At 66.4% G+C, this 17,444-nt stretch carries 14 protein-coding genes; 3 read left to right on the forward strand and 11 right to left on the reverse strand.

The annotated features are described in order from the left end of the window. Window positions 1-2: 2 nt before the first annotated feature. The 6 genes from ACSSVC_RS22935 to ACSSVC_RS22960 form a co-directional block, all read right to left on the reverse strand. Window positions 3-662, reverse strand: a complete 660-nt coding sequence (locus tag ACSSVC_RS22935; RefSeq protein WP_346635379.1) for a CsgG/HfaB family protein — start codon at window positions 660-662, stop codon at window positions 3-5. Window positions 663-939: 277 nt separating this feature from the next. Next, window positions 940-4,044 carry an error-prone DNA polymerase gene (locus ACSSVC_RS22940; RefSeq protein ID WP_492611432.1) on the reverse strand — a complete coding sequence of 1,035 codons (3,105 nt, stop codon included), beginning with the start codon at window positions 4,042-4,044 and terminating at the stop codon, window positions 940-942. Next, the gene (locus ACSSVC_RS22945) at window positions 4,041-5,456 is read right to left on the reverse strand and encodes a Y-family DNA polymerase (protein WP_492611433.1); all 1,416 of its coding nucleotides are present in this window, start codon (window positions 5,454-5,456) and stop codon (window positions 4,041-4,043) included. The genes ACSSVC_RS22940 and ACSSVC_RS22945 overlap by 4 nt, the downstream gene beginning before the upstream one ends. A 7-nt stretch (window positions 5,457-5,463) precedes the next feature. Next, complete coding sequence (imuA, locus tag ACSSVC_RS22950) at window positions 5,464-6,081, reverse strand: translesion DNA synthesis-associated protein ImuA (RefSeq protein WP_404937227.1); 618 nt, start codon at window positions 6,079-6,081, stop codon at window positions 5,464-5,466. Then, window positions 6,081-6,698: a transcriptional repressor LexA gene (lexA, locus tag ACSSVC_RS22955; protein ID WP_404937228.1), complete on the reverse strand. Its 618-nt coding sequence runs from the start codon at window positions 6,696-6,698 to the stop codon at window positions 6,081-6,083. Before lexA ends, imuA begins: the two co-directional genes overlap by 1 nt. Window positions 6,699-6,736: 38 nt before the next feature. Next, complete coding sequence (locus tag ACSSVC_RS22960; protein WP_404937229.1) at window positions 6,737-7,654, reverse strand: LysR family transcriptional regulator; 918 nt, start codon at window positions 7,652-7,654, stop codon at window positions 6,737-6,739. A 103-nt stretch (window positions 7,655-7,757) separates the two neighbouring features. On the opposite strand from ACSSVC_RS22960, the gene ACSSVC_RS22965 reads away from it, so the two are divergent. Both ACSSVC_RS22965 and ACSSVC_RS22970 read left to right on the forward strand, forming a co-directional pair. Beyond that, window positions 7,758-9,500 carry an amidohydrolase gene (locus ACSSVC_RS22965; RefSeq protein WP_492611434.1) on the forward strand — a complete coding sequence of 581 codons (1,743 nt, stop codon included), beginning with the start codon at window positions 7,758-7,760 and terminating at the stop codon, window positions 9,498-9,500. A gap of 104 nt (window positions 9,501-9,604) precedes the next feature. Continuing rightward, on the forward strand, window positions 9,605-10,342 hold the full coding sequence (locus ACSSVC_RS22970) for a TorF family putative porin (protein ID WP_446439674.1): 738 nt from the start codon (window positions 9,605-9,607) through the stop codon (window positions 10,340-10,342). Between the two features lie 173 nt (window positions 10,343-10,515). Here ACSSVC_RS22970 and ACSSVC_RS22975 read toward each other — a convergent pair whose 3' ends face one another. From ACSSVC_RS22975 to ACSSVC_RS22985, 3 genes are all read right to left on the reverse strand, one after another. Next, window positions 10,516-11,484, reverse strand: coding sequence for a Gfo/Idh/MocA family protein (locus ACSSVC_RS22975; protein WP_446439827.1), 969 nt, complete (start codon window positions 11,482-11,484; stop codon window positions 10,516-10,518). 17 nt (window positions 11,485-11,501) lie between these two features. Then, window positions 11,502-12,389 (reverse strand): Dyp-type peroxidase, encoded by an 888-nt coding sequence (locus ACSSVC_RS22980; protein ID WP_404937232.1) that lies wholly within the window; start codon window positions 12,387-12,389, stop codon window positions 11,502-11,504. Window positions 12,390-12,508: 119 nt separating this feature from the next. After that, window positions 12,509-13,546 (reverse strand): AraC family transcriptional regulator, encoded by a 1,038-nt coding sequence (locus tag ACSSVC_RS22985; protein WP_404937233.1) that lies wholly within the window; start codon window positions 13,544-13,546, stop codon window positions 12,509-12,511. Between the two features lie 260 nt (window positions 13,547-13,806). On the opposite strand from ACSSVC_RS22985, the gene ACSSVC_RS22990 reads away from it, so the two are divergent. Then, window positions 13,807-14,757 carry a SphA family protein gene (locus tag ACSSVC_RS22990; RefSeq protein ID WP_346635279.1) on the forward strand — a complete coding sequence of 317 codons (951 nt, stop codon included), beginning with the start codon at window positions 13,807-13,809 and terminating at the stop codon, window positions 14,755-14,757. 60 nt (window positions 14,758-14,817) lie between these two features. Here the strand turns inward: ACSSVC_RS22990 and ACSSVC_RS22995 are convergent, their stop codons facing one another. Then, the gene (locus ACSSVC_RS22995; RefSeq protein ID WP_404940052.1) at window positions 14,818-16,026 is read right to left on the reverse strand and encodes a DSD1 family PLP-dependent enzyme; all 1,209 of its coding nucleotides are present in this window, start codon (window positions 16,024-16,026) and stop codon (window positions 14,818-14,820) included. Between the two features lie 85 nt (window positions 16,027-16,111). Beyond that, window positions 16,112-17,440 carry a D-arabinono-1,4-lactone oxidase gene (locus ACSSVC_RS23000; protein WP_404940054.1) on the reverse strand — a complete coding sequence of 443 codons (1,329 nt, stop codon included), beginning with the start codon at window positions 17,438-17,440 and terminating at the stop codon, window positions 16,112-16,114. Window positions 17,441-17,444 lie beyond the last annotated feature (4 nt).

The raw sequence follows: 17,444 nt of genomic DNA on the forward strand, positions 1-17,444 counted from the left end.
GATCAGTGGCCGGGTTTCCAGGCACCGGCGTCGATGGCCTCGACCATGCGGTTGACCGCCTCGCGCATGGCCAGGTCCAGCACCTTGCCGTTGAGGGTCGAATCGTAGGAAGCGGTGCCGCCAAAGCCGATCACTTCACGGTTGGACAGGGCATACTCGCCAGCGCCCTGGGTCGAATACACCACTTCGGAAGTGCTGATATTGACGATGTTCAACGCCACCTTGGCGTAGGCCACCTGGGTCTTGCCACGGCCGAGAATGCCGAACAGCTGGTGGTCGCCGGTTTCCTTGCGGCCGAACTCGGTGACGTCACCGGTCACCACAAAGTCCGCGCCCTTGAGCTTCTGCGCCTGGCCCTTGATCGCCGCTTCCTGCTGGATCTCGCCCATGTTGTCGCGGTCCAGCACGTTGAAACGGTTGGTCTGCTGCAAGTGGGTGATGAGGATGGTCTTGGCCTGGCCGCCGAGGCGGTCGACGCCATCGGAGAAGATCCCGCGCATGTAGCTGGAACGGTTATCGAACTTGCCCACCGCCATCGGCACCCGAGCGCCGGTCCACACCTGGCTGGCGCTCTGGACTTTCTCCACCGGCAAGGCCCGGGAGCTTTCGGTGGCACAACCGCTCATGCCCGCCAGCACCGCCAGCGCTGCGCCGGACAACATCAACTTCGAGATCAATCTCACTCTATGTTCCTTTTTGAGTATCCATTTAGAGGCACTGTCTAGGTGCACTTTCGCCCTGCCGTACTTCTGCGAACCCCAGTCTGTGCGGGCTCGAAATCGTCGGCAGGGCGTTCTGAAACTTGATGCGGGGGGCATCATCGGCGGCGATTATGCCAAAGCGCCATCAGGCCGAAAAGGAATAAAAAACCTTGGCGCCATTTCATTGACTGCTTGATTCCTCAGTGCACCCAAGCACTTCAGACAAGTGCCTGATCCCTCAACGAAAATCCCGACTGCGCACGCTGATGCCGTCCAGCAACGGACTCAGGTCACTCAGGCGCCCGGCAATCAGGTGACGCACTTCACCTTCTGCTTCCAGGGTGCCGTCGACCCGGAGCAACTGCGACCCCACCAGTACCCGACGCTGGCGTTCGGCCAGGTCGCGCCAGACCACCACGTTGACGTTGCCGAACTCGTCTTCGAGGGTGACGAAGGTCACCCCGCTGGCAGTGCCCGGGCGCTGGCGCCCGGTGACCAGCCCGGCCACGCTCACCGAGCGCCCGTGCTCCACCTCCAGCAGTTCCCGCGAGCTGCGGCAACGCTGGGCCTTGAGCTGTGGGCGCAACAGCGCCAAAGGATGCGGCCCCAAAGTGGTACCAAGGCTGTGGTAATCGGCCTGCAGGTCCTCACCGACGCTGGGCCGGGGCAGGTTCACCGGGATCTCCTCCTGGCGTGGCAGCTCGGCGAACAGCCCTAGCTGCTTCTCCACCCCCGCTACTTCCCAACGCGCCCGATAGCGATCCCCCGCCAGGCCGCGCAAGGCCCCGGCATCCGCCAGCAACTCCTGGGCACGCAGATCAAGCCGGGCACGCTGGCCCAGGTCGGCGACATCGGCAAAGGCCCGTTGCTGCCGGGCGCTCTCGATACGTTGGCCATCCTCCTGGCGAAAGCCCTTGATCATGCGCAGCCCCAGGCGCAGAGCCGGCTGCCCGGACATGAGGTTTTCAGCGCGTCCGGGGTGGCTGGGGATCGGCTCCAGGCTGCAGTCCCAATCACTGGCCCCCACGTCCACCGCCAGAATCTGCAAACCATGGCGCCGGGCGTCCTGGAGGATCTGGTCCGGACTGTAGAAGCCCATGGGCCAGCTGTTGATCAGGGCGCAGGCGAAGGCCGCCGGTTCGTGGCACTTGAGCCAGCAACTGGCGTAGGTCAGCAAGGCAAAACTGGCGGCATGGGATTCGGGAAAGCCGTAGCTGCCAAAGCCCTTGATCTGCTCGAAGATCTGCGCCGCGAACTCGTCGCTGTAGCCGTTCTTGCGCATGCCTTTGCGCAGCCGTTCACGGTGCGGTTCCAGGCCGCCGTGGCGCTTCCAGGCGGCCATGGAGCGGCGCAACTGATCGGCCTCCCCCGGGGTGTAGTCGGCGGCGACAATGGCGATCTGCATCACCTGCTCCTGAAACAGCGGCACTCCCAGAGTACGCTTGAGCACCGCTTCCAACTTCGGCGACGGATAAGTCTCCGGCTCTTCACGGTTACGCCGACGCAGGTAGGGATGCACCATGCCGCCCTGGATCGGCCCGGGCCGGACGATGGCCACCTCGATCACCAGGTCGTAGAAGTTCTGCGGTTTGAGCCGGGGCAGCATCGACATCTGCGCCCGGGACTCGATCTGGAACACGCCAATGGTGTCGGCACGACTGATCATCGCGTAGGTGGCGGGGTCTTCAGGCGGAATGCTGGTAAGGCTGTAGCGCTGGCCACGGTAGCCGTGGATCAGGTCGAAGCAACGGCGGATGGCGCTGAGCATGCCCAAGGCCAGGATGTCCACCTTGAGCAGGCCGACCATGTCCAGGTCGTCCTTGTCCCACTGGATCACCGTGCGCTCAGCCATCGTCGCGTTCTCCACCGGCACCAGGCTGTCCAGGGGCTGCTCGGAAATCACGAAGCCGCCGGGATGCTGGGACAGGTGCCGGGGAAAGCCGATCAATTGCCCGGTCAGGCTCAGGACCCGGCGCAGCACCGGGCTCTCGGGGTCGAACCCGGCCTCCTGCAGGCGCTCGACACTGGGCGGCGTATCGCTCCAATGGCCGCAGCAGTCGGCCAGGGCATTGACCTGATCCGGCGGCAGGCCCAGGGCCTTGGCCACATCGCGCACCGCCCCGGCGCCGTGGTAGGTGCTGACCACAGCGGTCAGCGCCGCGCGATGTCGGCCATAGCGCTGGAACACGTACTGCAGCACCTCTTCCCGGCGCTCGTGCTCGAAATCGACATCGATGTCCGGCGGCTCGTTGCGCTCCCGGGACAGGAAGCGCTCGAACAGCAGGGTCGAGCGGTCCGGGTCGATCTCGGTGATGCCGAGGACGAAACACACCACCGAGTTGGCCGCCGAACCCCGACCCTGGCACAGGATGCGCTGGCGCCGGGCGAAGTCGACGATGTCGTGCACGGTGAGGAAATAACTCTCGTAGCCCAGGTCGCCAATCAGCTCCAGCTCCTTGTCGATCTGCTTCAGCACCTCGGCCCGAGCCCCGGCCGGCCAGCGGCGCAGAATGCCGCGCTGGGTCAGCACCCGCAGCCAGGAGCCGGCGTCGTGCCCCTCGGGCACCAGTTCCCGGGGGTATTGATAACGCAGTTGGCCGAGGTCGAAAGCACAACGCCCGGCAATCTTCAGTGACTCATCGAGCAGGGCTTTGGGGTACAGACCTTGCAGCACTTCGACGGGCCGCAGGTGGCGCTCGCCATTGGCGAACAGCCGCTGCCCGGCCTCGGCCACCGGCAGGTGATGGCGGATCGCGGTCATGGTGTCCTGCAGCGCCCGGCGCCCGCGCACATGCATATGCACATCGCCACAGGCCACGGCCGGCAGCCCCGATTGAGCGGCCAGGGCCAGCAGCGCCTGCAGGCGCCGGGCATCGTCCTGGCCGCAATGCAGCTCCAGCGCCAGCCACAGGCGCTGGGGAAATACCTGGCGCAGCCAGGGGCCGTGGTCCGCCGCCTGGCCATCGTCCGCCAGCCACAGGGCCAGCAGCCCCGGCAGCGGTTCGGCAAAGTCTTCCCGCAACAGGCGATAGTTGCCCTTCTCGGCCCGGCGCCGGGCCCGGGTGATCAGTCGGCACAAGCCCTGGTAACCCGGCAGGTCCTCCACCAGCAGCACCAGGCGCGGGCCGTCCTCGACCTGCATTTCGCTGCCGACGATCAGCTTGAGTTGCGCCTCCCGAGAGGCCTGCCAGGCCCGGACAATTCCCGCCAGGGTGCATTCGTCGGTGATCGCCAGGGCCTGGTAGCCCAGGGACTTGGCGCGCTGGAACAGCTCCTGGGCACTGGAAGCTCCACGCTGGAAACTGAAGTTGGACAGGCAGTGCAGCTCGGCGTAACCGCTCATGCGAACCAGCCTTGCAGCAGCAAGGGCCCGGGCTCGCCGACCTGGCGATAGGCCCAACCCTGCTGGCCGGCGGGGGTTTCGATCAGGTAGTAGTCGCGGCGCACATCGGCACCGTCCCACCAGCCGGACTCGATGCGCTCCGGGCCCATGAGAACCCGCACCGAGCCCTCGCCCAGAACCTGGGGTTCGGTGAACAGCCAGCCGGGGCGGCGCAACCCGGGGCTGGCCGGACAGGGTCGCGGATCGGTCTGGGGCTGCCAGCTGCGCTCCGGTCGGTGATCGGCGCGGTGCCCCAGGCCTTGCACCGCGTCATCCCCCAGGCGCGCCCGCAGGCGTTCGCGCAACTGCTCCCAGGGCAGGTTCTGCTGCGGGCGCTCGTCGAACAGTTCGCTGTGCTGGGGCACGAACAGCGGCAAGTCCTCGGCCACCAGCCGCAGGTTGCGCACCGGCGCCGGCACCTGGATCTGCTCCAGGCGCCCGCGGGCCAGTTCAAACAGCATCGCCGGGTCGCGCTCGGCACTGAGCAGCCCCACCGGAATCAAGGTGTCGGCGCCGTCGGCATGCTCCAGGTGCAGGGCGAAACGCTGCACCCCGCTGTCACGGCCACAGAGGAAGGCCGCCAGATCGGCGGTCAGCCGGCGCAGGGGGAACAGCAGCGCCTGATGGGACAGCACATCGAAATTCAGCTCGATGCGCAGGTCGAAGCGATCCGGCGGCTGATAGAACGCCAGCCCCAGCGGACGCTCGCCGAGCAAGGTATCCAGGTGCTTGAGCAAGCGGCCGTCAAAACGCCGGGCCAGGCTGGGCCGGGGCAGATCCCGCAGTTGCTCGAAGCTGCGCACCCCCATGCGCGACAGGGCCGTGGCCTGCTCCGGGGCCAGGCCCAGGCGCTCGATGGGCATCGCTCCCAGAGCCTGGGCCAGGGCCTGCCGATCGGCCACCGCCAAGCCGTCATAGGCATTGGCCAGGACCCGGGCCGCCGCCGGGTTCGGCGCGGCCACGATGCGATGACGAAAACCCAGAGCCTGCAACTCCCGGCGCAGGCGCGCTTCCAACTGCGGCCAGGGGCCGAACAGGCCCAGGCTGGACTCGATCTCGAACACCAGGGTACGGGGGTAGGCCACGCTGACCTGGGAGCTGAAACCGTAGGCCCAGGCGGCAAGAAACTGCTGCCAGTGCTCGATCTGCTGCGGGTCGTATTCGGCGCTGGCAAAGGCCTTGGTCAGGGCCTGGGCGGCGGTCAGGGATTGCCCGGGGCGCAGGCCCAGCTCCCGGGCGGCGCCATTCACCGCCTGGATCACCCGGCGTTGTGGGGTGCCACTGAGCAGCGCCAGGGGCGCCTCGGGTTCGGCGCGCTGACGCAACACCGCGTCCAGCGCCAGTTGCGGGAACAGGATACAGACCCAGCGCATGCCAACCTCAGTGCCCGGAATACAGGGCAATCGGCGCCGGATGGGCCAGCCCGCCCCGGCACTTGAGCACTCGCAACTGCGGGGGACGACCCTGCACGGCAATCCGCAGGGCCGCCGGCGACGGGTTGTGCGCGGCGTCCAGGGGCCGATAGGCAAAGGCCAGGGTCTGGCCGCTTTCCGCCGCCACCTGCAAACGGCGCAGGGCACGGTCGTCGGCCTGCTGCGGCCAGCACAGCACCGCGCCGCAACTGCCGGAACGCAGGCACTGCTCGGCGGCCCACAGGGCATCGCGCTCCCCGGCCTGGATGAGCGACAGCTGGCGCACATCCACCCCGGCGTTCTGCCAGGCCTGGGGATAGGGCACGAAGGGTGGCGCCACCAGCACAATGCGCTCCCCTGCTGCGGTCAAGCGCGCCAGGCTGGGCCACAACAACTGCAACTCGCCCAGGCCCTGGGCGGCGATGAGGATTTCCGTCAGCGCCGCCTCCGGCCAGCCGCCACTGGGCAGCACCGCATCCAGAGCAGCATGCCCCGTGGGGTGCAGACTGACCGGCGCGGCGGCCGGGCGGCCTTTCCACACCCGTCCGGCATTGAACAGGGAATCCAGTGCGACCACGGCGCCCATCAGCCTTGCCTCACCAGACCGCAGAACACGCCTTCGATAAACAGTTCGTGGTCGGCCGTGACCTCGATCGGCTGATAGGCCGGATTGCGCGGCAACAGGCGAATGCCCTGCCCCTTGCGCTCGAAACGCTTGATGGTGACCTCACCGTCCAGCCGGGCGATCACGGTCTGACCGTTGCGCACCTCACTGCTGCGGCGCACCGCCACCAGGTCGCCGTCGAGAATGCCGTCATCGATCATCGAATCGCCCTGGACCCGCAGCAGGTAATCCGGAGTACGAGAGAACATCCCCGGATCCAGCAGCAACTGGCCGTGGACTTCAGCATCGACGCCGATAGGTGCACCGGCGGCCACCCGCCCCAGCACCGGAATTTCCAGCAGCTCGGGGCGCCGTGGCTGGTTGAGCAGGCGAATGCCCCGGGCCTGATGCGGGTTGACCTCGATGAACCCGGCCTCGGTCAACGCCAGCACATGCTTGCGTGCCACGCTGCGCGAGGCGAAACCGAACGCCTCGCTGATTTCAGCGAGGCTTGGGGGCTGACCGTGATCGGCGATGCGCTCGCGGATAAAGGTCAGGATGGCACTGCGGCGGGGAGATAAAGTCGTCATGGAGTACATTTGTACTCCTCTCGGATTTATCTGACAAGAACCGCCAATCAGTCCAGGCCACGGCTGGCCAGAAAGCCGCCGACATAGTCGATGAACGCCTGCACCTTGGCGGTCGCCCGCCGATGGCTGGGGTAGACCGCGAGGATGTGCGGCCCGAAGCTGTCCGGGTCGATCTCGTAGTCGGCCATCACCCGCACCAGGCGCCCGTCTGCCAGGTACGGCGCGGCGCTCCACAACGGGGTGTGCAGCAGGCCGCGCCCGGCCAGGGCATTGGCCAGCAGCAGGTCGTAATTGTCACTGCGCAGGCGTGGTGCCTGGGGCTGGGGCAGGCTCAGGCGCTGCCCGTCGCGCTCGACCCACCAGAACTCGCGGCTGAGCAAGGGGTGGCGATACAGCAGCCATTCATGTTCTTCGAGGGTCTGCGGGGTCACCGGCCGCCCCTTGCGCGCCAGGTAGGCCGGGCTGGCGCACAGGGCCAGACGGTTGCGCCCGACCACCCGGGCAATCAGCCCCGGCAGGTCGTCATGGCCTTCGCGCAGGGCCAGGTCGTAGCCGCTTTCCAGCAGGTTGACGAACTCGTCGCACAGGTCCACTTGCAGATTGATCTGCGGGTACTGCTCAAGAAAACCGTCACACACCTGATCCAGAAACGCCTGGCCGTAAGCCAGCGGCGCGGTGACCTTGAGGTTGCCGCGCAGGCCATGCTGCAACTGCTCCACCTCCTCGCCCACCTCTTCCAGCCGCTGCAGCACCTGGCGTGCAGTTTCCAGATAAAGCCGGCCGATTTCGGTCAGCACGATGCGCCGGGTACTACGCTCGAACAACCGCGAGCCCAATTCGGCCTCCAGGTGATTGACCGCCTTGGTCAGGGCCGACGGGGTCTTGCCCAACTGCTCGGCGGCCCGGCTGAAACTGCCCAGCTGGGCAGTGACCACGAACATCTTCAAGGCATTCAACTTGTCCATGGTTTTTCCATCCAGGCAAAAATGTTTTTCGTGAAGCAGCCGTTCTGCCCGCTATGGACAGCCCCTAATCTGGCGATCAGACGCAATAACAAGGAAATGTTCAATGAAAAGATTGACCCCCACGCTGTTACTGGCCGCCATGAGTTTTGCCTCGTTGGAAGCCGTGGCGGCAGCCGACCTGGTGCTGCTCAACGGCCAGATCTTCACCGCCGACCGCGCCCAGCCCAAGGTCCAGGCCCTGGCGGTGGAAAATGGCAAGATCCTGCAAACCGGCAGCGACCCGCAGATCAAGGCGCTGATCGACAGCCACACCCGGGTCGTCGACCTGGGCGGCAAGACCCTGATGCCGGGCCTGATCGACACTCACTCTCACGCGATCTTCGGCGGCCTGGAAATGACCGGCGCCAACCTGCAGGACGAGGTGGTCAGCCTCGACGAACTGGAGAAACGCCTGCGCGCCTGGCGTGACGACGGCAGCGCCCGGCATGCCGACGTGCTCAACATCGCCGGCATGAGCTCGGCCTACTGGGCCCAGGCCGAGGCCCTGGGCCAGCGTTTCAACCAGGGTGAATGGGCCGGGGTGGCGGTGGTATTCACCGGCAGCGATCACCATACCGCCTGGGCCAATGACGTCATGCTCAAGCGCGCCGGGATCGACGCCGCCCTGCTCAAAAGCCTGCCCGAGGCCGAGCGCAACACCATCGGCCAACTGCCTGACGGCCGCCCCAACGGTTTCCTGGTGGACGCCGGCTGGGACCGGGTGGCCGCGAAAATGCCAGTACCTGGACCCGCCCAGATGCTGCGCGCCGCACAATCGGCCCTGCACTACAACAACAGCCTGGGGATCACCGCCTGGATGGACCCGGCCGCCAACGCCGCCCCCGGCGAGGCGGTGTTCGCCCTCAAGCCCACCGAACACACCGTCGGCGTCCTGCCGGCCTACAAGGCCCTAGCCGAGAGCGGCGGGATGACCGCCCACGTCGCCGCGCTGCTGGTGGCCAACCCCCGCAGCCGCCCCGCCGACCTCGACACCCTGGACAAGGTGCGCCAGCAGTTTCAGGGCATCCCCAACCTGACCCTGCCGGGCATCAAGATCTTCGCCGACGGGGTGATCGAATACCCGGCCCAGAGCGCGGCGATGCTCGAGCCCTACAGCAACTCGCACAAACCCGGCGAGCTGCTGATCGACCCGGCGCATTTTGGCGAACTGGTCAGCGCCATCGACCAGCGCGGCTGGCTGGTGCACATCCACGCCATCGGCGACCGCGCGGTGCGTGAATCGCTGAACGGCATCCAACAGGCGCGCCAGGATCGCCAGAGCGGCATCAGCCACTCCATCACCCACCTGCAGATGGTCAACCCCAAGGAATTCGCCCGCTTCAAGCCGCTCAACGTGATTGCCTCGATGCAACTGCTCTGGGCCTCGGCCGACGACTACACCCTGGACATGATCAAGCCCTACGTCAGCGCCCTGGCATTCCGCTACCAGTACCCGGCGCACTCGCTGCTCAAACAGGGCGCGACCATCGCCGGCGCCAGCGACTGGCCGGTGTCGTCGCCCAACCCGTGGAACGCCATGGCTCAGGCCATCACCCGCCAGGGGCCCCTGGGGGTGCTCAACGCCGACGAACGCCTGGACCGCGAAACCCTGTTCTACGCCTACACCCTGAATGCCGCGCGCACCCTGGGCCTGGAACAGCAGATCGGTTCGCTGACGGCCGGCAAGCAGGCCGACTTCATCGTTCTCGACCGCGATGTGTTTACCGTGGACGAAAAGGCCCTGCATGAAACCCAGGTACTGCAGACCTGGTTCGCCGGCCGCGAGATCTACACCCGCCCGCTCTGACCCAGCCCCACCGTTGCACCGCCTGCCCCGCGTCCTGGTGACGCCGGGGCACGGCACCACCTTGCCCGCTCCACGCCCATAACAATCACAACAACGGGATACCCATGAAGACCCTCACCCTGCTCACCCTGGGCGCCGCGTGCCTGCTGCCCCCGGCCAGCCACGCCCTGTCCCTGACCGACGAACTGGCCGTGGAACTGCAACTGACCCTGGCCAGCGACTACCGCACCCGCGGCATCTCCCAGACCCAGAACGACCCCGCGGCCCAGGCGGCCGTGACCCTGCTGCACAACAGCGGCCTGTACCTGGGTGCCTGGAGCTCCAACGTCGACTTCGGCGGCGGCCTGAAGACCCGCCAGGAGCTCGACTACTACGGCGGCTGGCTGTGGCAGGCCAGCGAAGACATCAGCCTGGACCTGGGCTACCTGAAGTACAGCTACCCCCGGGAAGCCCAGTTCAACCAGAGCGAGGTGTACGGCATCCTCAGCGTCTACGGAGTCAAGCTGGCGACGTATTACTCCAGCGATGCCCCCGGCATCGACAGTCAACAAAGCACCCTGTACCGCTACCTTGGCTACGAGACCCGACTGCCCCTGAAGCTGGGGCTGCAACTGCGCTATGGCCAGATGGACTTCAAGGACCCGCGGCTGATCCGCGCCTCGGGCCAGGGCGAGGACAGCTACCACGAGTGGGAGGCCAAACTGACCCGGGACCTTGCAGGGCTGGAACTGGGCCTGAGCTACATCGACACCGACCTGTCCCGCAGCCAGTGCACCAGCAACTACGGCTTCAGCGACCTGTGCGGCGCCTCCTGGGTGGCCAGCGTCAAGAAGACCTTCTGAGCGACCAGCCGCCCGCCCCCGTAGGAGCCGGCTTGCCGGCGAAGAGGCCCGAAAGACTGGCACCCTCCTCAAGGCCGCCTTCGCTGGCAAGCCAGCTCCTACAAAAGCTCGCTGGAAACCGCCGGCAATGCCCCCGCAAACCCCGTAGAAGCCGGCTGGCGGGCGCCCCGGGATCAGCCGCGCTGCAGAATCCGGTCCATGACCCAATCGGTCTTCAGGGCTTCGCTGGCCAGGGCCGGGTGCCGGGACTCGCCGCGGATATGGGCGTTCATGCCCTGTACGTGATGCCACTGGATGTGCACAGGGTTGTCGATGACCAGGCTCAGGGGCGCTTCGGCTTCAAGTTGCAGCGGATGCTCGTCGAACACGGAAAAGCCGATGCGTCCCTGGCTGCCGATGATGTCCACCCGGTCCACCCGGCGGTCCGCCACAAAATTCCAGGCGCCGCTGCCCAGGGCCCCACAGGCGAAGCGCCAACTGGCGCTGACCGCATCCTCGGCGGCATAGAGTCCGGCCTGGCGGGTACTGATGCCGGCCACCTCGACGATGTCGCCCAGCAGGTACTGGAACAGGTCCAGGCCATGGCTGGCCAGGTCGGCGAAATAACCGCCACCGGCAATCTGTGGATCGGTACGCCAGTTGGCCGCGCCGCTGCGGTCGGCCTCGGAAGCGGCCTTGCTCAGGCTCCAGTGCAGATGCCGGACCTCACCGATGCGCCCGTCCGCCAGCCATTGCCGCACCTGCGCAAAGCGCGGCAGGGATCGCCGGTAGTAGGCAACGAACAGGTGCAGCCCGGCCTGCTCGAAGACCTGCTGCATGGCCAGGCTCTGCCCGGCATGCAAAGCCATGGGCTTTTCCACGCAGCAATGCTTGCCGGCGGCAGCCACTTGCAGGCTGTAGGCGTAATGGCTGTCGGGGGGCGTGGCGATGTACACCGCGTCCACCTCGGGGTCGTCGATCAGCGCCTGAGCATCGGTGTAGTACCGGGCAATGCCGTGGCGCTGCGCGTAATCGCGCACCGCCTCGGCCCGGCGTCCCATCACCGCCACCAGCGCCGAACCCGCAACCTTGTAGAAGGCCGGGCCGCTCTTGCGCTCGGTGACGCTGCCACAACCGATCATGCCCCAGCGCACGGTGCGCAGCGACGCGGCCTCGGTGTTCATTTCGGCGCTTGCAGCGCGCGCAGGTCGAGCTGGCCGTTGTGCAGCGGCGGGCACCAGTAGTAGCCACCGGTGATCGGCCGGCTCATGCGGTACAGGCCGTCGGTGATGCCGTCTTCCAGGCCGCTCATGCGTCGCAGTTGGACTTCGAAGGCGTTCAGTGTGTGGCCAAAGGCAAGGAACATCAGGCCGCCCTTGTCACCTTCGATCCACGGCATCGAGCGGCGCACGATAAAGGCTTCCGGAGTGAAGCTTTCCTGGGCGGTGCGCTTGACGTGGGCCGAGACCGGTGCGTCGTCCAGCTCTTCGTTGTCGCTCAGGCGCCGGCCCATGATGTGGTCGCGCTCTTGCTGGTGCATCGCGGCAAAGCCCTTGAAGTCATGCTGCCACTGCTGGATCGCGGCAAAGCTGCCACCGCGCAGGCCGTCTTCACCCTCGGCCAGTGCGGCGGCTGTGGCGGCTTCATCCTGAGGGTTTTCGGTGCCGTCCTCGTAACCGGTGAGGTCGTGGCCGGTCTTGTGGCGGAAGGTCTCGTTCATCTGCACCAGGCGAAAGGCCGGAGCCAGGGCAGCCTCCAGCTCGTTGCTGCGGTGCAGCAGCTCGCCGCGCTCGTCACCGTGCAGCCAGACCCACAGCGCGTGCTGGGTCGAAGGGTTGTCCACGCCCACGCCAGTCAGCGCCGGGAACGCCTTGAGGCCCTGCACCCGAGCGCCCAGGGCCTTGACCAGCGACGCACCAAAACCTGCCACCGCCGAAGCACCGTCCACCCGTGCCAGCAACTGGTCGAGGGCCTGGGGCAGCGCTTCAATGGATTCAAGGGCAAAGAACAGGTGACGGGCCTGGGACGGAACGGGTGCAGCGAGGATGCCGGGCTGGTAGTAACTCATGGGAACTCCTGAATAAAGGCCGCGAGTTTACCGCCATGGGCTGCCGGCGTCAGCGCTGTCGAACAATCCGCGGGAACCTATGGCCGGCCGCGGTGGTCGCGCCCCAGGCCGCTGCGGCTTCAATGCAGCGCCGCCTCTTCGCGAAAGGCGCTGGGGCTCAGCCCGGTCCAGCGCTTGAAGGCCCGGCGAAAACTGCGCACGTCGCTGTAACCCACCTCCTCGGTGATGCGTTCGATGGACAGCTCCGGGTTGCCCAAGAGGTTCAGGGTCCGCGCCTGGCGCACCCGTTCCAGCAGGGCTTCGAAGGTCAGGCCGTGCTCGGTCAGGCGTCGGCGCAGGGTGCGCCCGCTCATGTTCAGGTCCCCCGCCACCTGCTCGATATGGCTGCCGGCCCGCAGGTCCCGGCTCAGGGCCCGCTCCACCGCCTGGATCAGGTCCATCTTCTGGTGCACCTGGGCGCTTTCCAGCTCCAGCAGCTTGAGGGCCTGGCGCAGGGCCACCGGATGATGGTTGGGCAAAGGCATCTGCAGCCAGCGCGCCTCGATCACCATGCGCGCGTGCAGGCAGCCGAAGCGGACATGGGGGCCCAGCAACTGCGGGTAGAGCTCGGCGTAAGCCGGCGCGGCGTGCATGAACTCCACCCGCAAGGCCTGGAAATCCGTGCTCAACAAGGCCCGGCCATAGATCAGCAGACTGGCGAAGAATTCTTCCGCAGCAAAGATCTGCACCTCGCCATAGGGTAGGCGGCACTGCAGTTCGACAAAGAACTCCTCGCCCTGACGCCCGACATCGGCGGTGACGATGGTGCCCGAGGTGTGCTGATGACGGATGCCCAGTTCGAAGGCGTCCCCCAGGGTCCGGCACAGGGACAAGGCATGCCCCAGCAACCCCAGGGTGCCCAGCACATTGCGGCTGCCGACCCAGAGCCCCAGGCCTTGCTGGGGCAGCGCCGCCAGGGCGCGCTCGATCATCGCCACCGCCTGGCGGTAGGAAATGCGCAGGGTCGGGTCCTGCAGGTCTTCCAGGGTGAAGCCCAGGCCCCGGCACAGGCGTTCGGCGCTGATCCCTTTGTCAGTGGCGACGTCCGCCAGGGTCTGCAACAGAAAGGGTGAAACCAGGGCCAGCTGGTCGTGGGGATCGACGGCTTTGATCTGCATGGGTATCGGCTTCCGGGCCGCTTGAGCGGCTGTTTTTATTGTCTGCTACGGCCGGTGCCAAGGCATCACCGACCGCTGGAGCATATCCCGTCCCACGGGGTTTTATGGAGGAATGTAACAAAGCATTGCAGCCTGTCCGACAAAGTCCCCCTCCCTGTCCGCCAATACCCTGCCCCGCGTCCGGCCCAGGGCTTATTTCTATGGGGCCTGCGGCGCGCCTGCCGCCGCGCTCCCCACTAACAATAAGAATGAGCCCAACCATGCACCCGACCCGCCTCACTCGCTCTCTGCCCCTGCACCTGGGCGTGGCCCTGGCCGCCTGCGCCAGCCTGAATGCCCAGGCCAGCGAATCCGGAGTGGACAATATCGGCCCCGGCACCGACGGCTTCTACGTGCTGCCCCTGAGCCCCGACCAGCTGCCGGAGCACATGTTCGCCTTCAACCTCTACTACAACCACTACCAGGCCAAGAAGCTCGACATCAGCTCCTTTGGCGGCAAGGTGCAGGAGGTCAAGATCACTTCCGACGCGATCATCCCGCGCCTGGATTACCTGAGCCCGCTGCGGGTCTTCGGCGGTCGCCTGGGGGGCTACGTGGCCCAGCCCTACCTGCGCCAGCAAGTGTCGCTGTACGGCCAGAGCGATCGCCGCGAAAGCATGGGCGATACCACCTTCGCGCCGATCATCCTGTGGGACATGGGGCCCAGCCTGACCCTGGGCGCGGCCGTGGAAGTGACCCTGCCCACCGGCCAGTACGATGCCGACCGGCTGGCCAACACCAGCAACAACTTCACCACCTACAAGCCGCTGTTTTCCATGACCTGGCTGCCCAGCGAACGCACCGAGCTGTCGTTCAAGAGCACCTACAGCTTCAACCGGGAAAACCGCGACACCCACTACCGTTCCGGGCAGATTTTCCACTTCGACTATTCGGCCAGCTACCGCCTGACCGACGACCTGAGCCTGGGGCTCAACGGCTACTACCTGAAGCAGACCACCGACGACAAGCAATATGGCAAGACCGTGACCTTCATGGGCGAGGACGTGAGTGACGGGGTGCGCGGGCAAGTGTTCGCCATCGGCCCGGCGCTGCACCTGCGTTTTCTCAAGTACGCCAGCGCCGAGATCCGCTGGGCCAAGGAATTCGACGTGGAAAACCGCCCCGAGGGCGACATGCTCTGGGCCAAGCTGAGCATTCCTTTCGCCTTCTGAAACCGACAGCAATCTGCGCCCCTGTAGCCGAAAACAGGCTACAGGGAGCGAGCACATACCTCAGCCATACACCGGCCAGCGCTCGACGATACGCCCGCCACGCAGCGCCAGCAGATCGCCGAATTGCAGCAGCACCGCCTCGCTCTGCTGCGGGCGCAGGAACACCTGATCGTCCACCTGCAAGCCCACGGCGCGGGAGCCATTGACCATCTCCTGGTTGGAACTGCGGCCGAACAGCTCGTTGCTCTGCAACCCGGCCGGCGCTGCGAAATCCGCCAGCCAGTGGCCGCCATAGATGAAGAAGGTCTGGCGCTGGTTGCGGTCCCACCAGGAGAACAGCCGCGACTGGTCATCCAGGGCCGGAATCCGCACCGGGCCGGTGCTCTTGAGCACCGGGGTGGCGATAAAGGCGGCCGGCACATGCTGTTCCAGAGACGCCAGGTCGTAATGGCTGGGCTTGAGCAGCGCGGTGCCCACCGACACCTCGGTGCTCAGGGCCTCCTGCTCGTGCCGGCGATAGCTGGGGCTGCCGGCGGTGTTCAGGGTCAGCTCGGCCTGCCACAGCGCCGGGTACTGCTGGCGGGTGAAATCGGCAAAGCCGTTGTAGAGCTGCATGACCTTATCGAACAGGCTTTGCGGCGAGCCCAGAATCCCCGGCACGCCCATGTCGACAAAGGGGTCGTAGCCCATGAATCCGGCAAACTCCAGGTGCCGGGGGTTGGCGCTGATCAGCGCCAGCATCTGCCCCAACACGCCGTGGTCGGCCACACCACCGCGATGCAGCCCCACATCCAGCTCGATATTGATGCGCATTCGCGTGCCCAGGCCCTGGGCCAGCCCCAGGTATTGCTGCAGGCGCTCGGGAGTATCGAGCAGCCATTGCAGTTGCCGGCGCGGGTCGAACGGGCCCTTGAGCTGCTGGTAGAACAGCTCGGCGGCGCGGACCGGCAGGGGTTTGCCAAGGAGGATATCGGCGTCGGCAAACACCTCGGCGTCGTGGTTGAGAAACGGCTGGTGGAAGGACATCAGGCGCCGGGTGCCGGCGCGCTGGGCGATATAGGCCAGGAGCCCCGGCGACGGCAGGGATTTTTCCACCAGCCGCAGGTGCTTGCCGCCCCGTTGCACCGACTGCATGACCACCTCGATGTTGTGGTCCAGGCGATCCAGGTCGATCAGCATCACCGGCTGCATCGGCCCGTTGGCCTTGAGCTCGCGATTGAGCTCGGCGAAATAGGGGCTGTAGGGCGCTCCCCGGTCGCCGGGCCGCAGCCAGGCACCGACACCGGCCAGCAACACACCGGCCCCCAGGGTGCCGGCCATGAAATGACGACGATTCATGGGTCTGATCTCCTGTTCAAACCACACCCAGCACCGAGGCCAGGTGGGCGTTGATGAATTTGCCTTGCGGGTCCAGCGCCTGACGCACCTTGGCGAAGGCCGACCATTGCGGGTACAGCCCCTGCAGGGTGCGGGCATTGAGGCTGTGGTGCTTGCCCCAGTGTGGGCGTCCCTGGTACTTCCAGAAGATCGGCTCCACCGCGGCGAAGAAGTTGTGGTGATCCATGCTGTAGTGCTGATGCACCGAGATCGAACAACTGTCGCGCCCCTCGAACATGCTCAAGGGAATGTCGTCGGCCTTGACGTAGCGGTACTCGATGGGAAACCAGGTACGCAGGTCCTTGTCACGGATCAGCGCCAGGATCTCCCGCAGGCACTCAGGCCCCAGGTGCGCCGGCACCGAGTACTCCATCTCGTTGAAACGCACGCTGCGCACATTGGCGTAGACCTGATAGGAATCCCCCACCCGCTCATCGAACCGGGCCAGCCAGCGCAGGCTGTTGAGCAGGTGGCGGCGAGTGTCGGGGAAATCGCTGAGGTACTTGTCGAGGTTCTCGATCAGGCCGACGAACTCGTTGCCGCCCTCCTCGGCCGGGTCCCTGGGCGGGGTCGCCGGGTCGTCGGTTTCGTTCAGGGCCACCGCCAGGGCGTAGTCGGAATGGGTGACCACGAGCATTTCCCAGTGCTGGTTGTCGCGAACATTGTTGGCCATGTCTTCCAGCAGTTCATCGGTCCTGGCAATCCACTGTTTTTCCCGCAGGCGATAGGCGGCGCGGTTCTGCAGGCGCACCCGGGTCGCCACCCCCAGCGCCCCGAGGGACACCCGGGCGGCGTGGAACACCTCGGCGTTGCGCTGTGGATCGCAGTCCAGCACCTCGCCACTGGCGGTCACCAATTGCAGCCCGCAGACCTGGGACGAATAGGAGCCAAAGCCGATCCCGGTGCCGTGGGTCGAAGTGGCAATCGCCCCGGCGAGGGTCTGGTAGTCGATATCCGCCATGTTCCACAACGCCTGCCCCACCTCCTTGAGCGCCGGGCCCATCAGCGCCATCGGTGTGCCAGCGGCGAACTCGGCTTGCAGGGTCTGGGGATCGTGGGCCAGCAGGCCATTGAAATAGGCCAGGGACAGCAAGGTGCCGTCGGTGGGCACCAGGGCGCTGAAGGAGTGGCCGGAGCCCACTGGGCGGATCTTGCCCGGGGCCTGGCGGATCACCTGCCGCAGCTCATCCAGGTCCTTGGGCGCCAGCCGCGCTTCGGGCAGGCAGCTTTGCGCGCCGGACCAGTTGCGCCAGGGAATCAGCCGCGGGGCGCGGGCCAGCTCGGCCAGCAGCGGGTTGCTGCACAGCGCG

The sequence above is a fragment of the Pseudomonas sp. E1BtOHC1 genome (genome assembly GCF_058744285.1).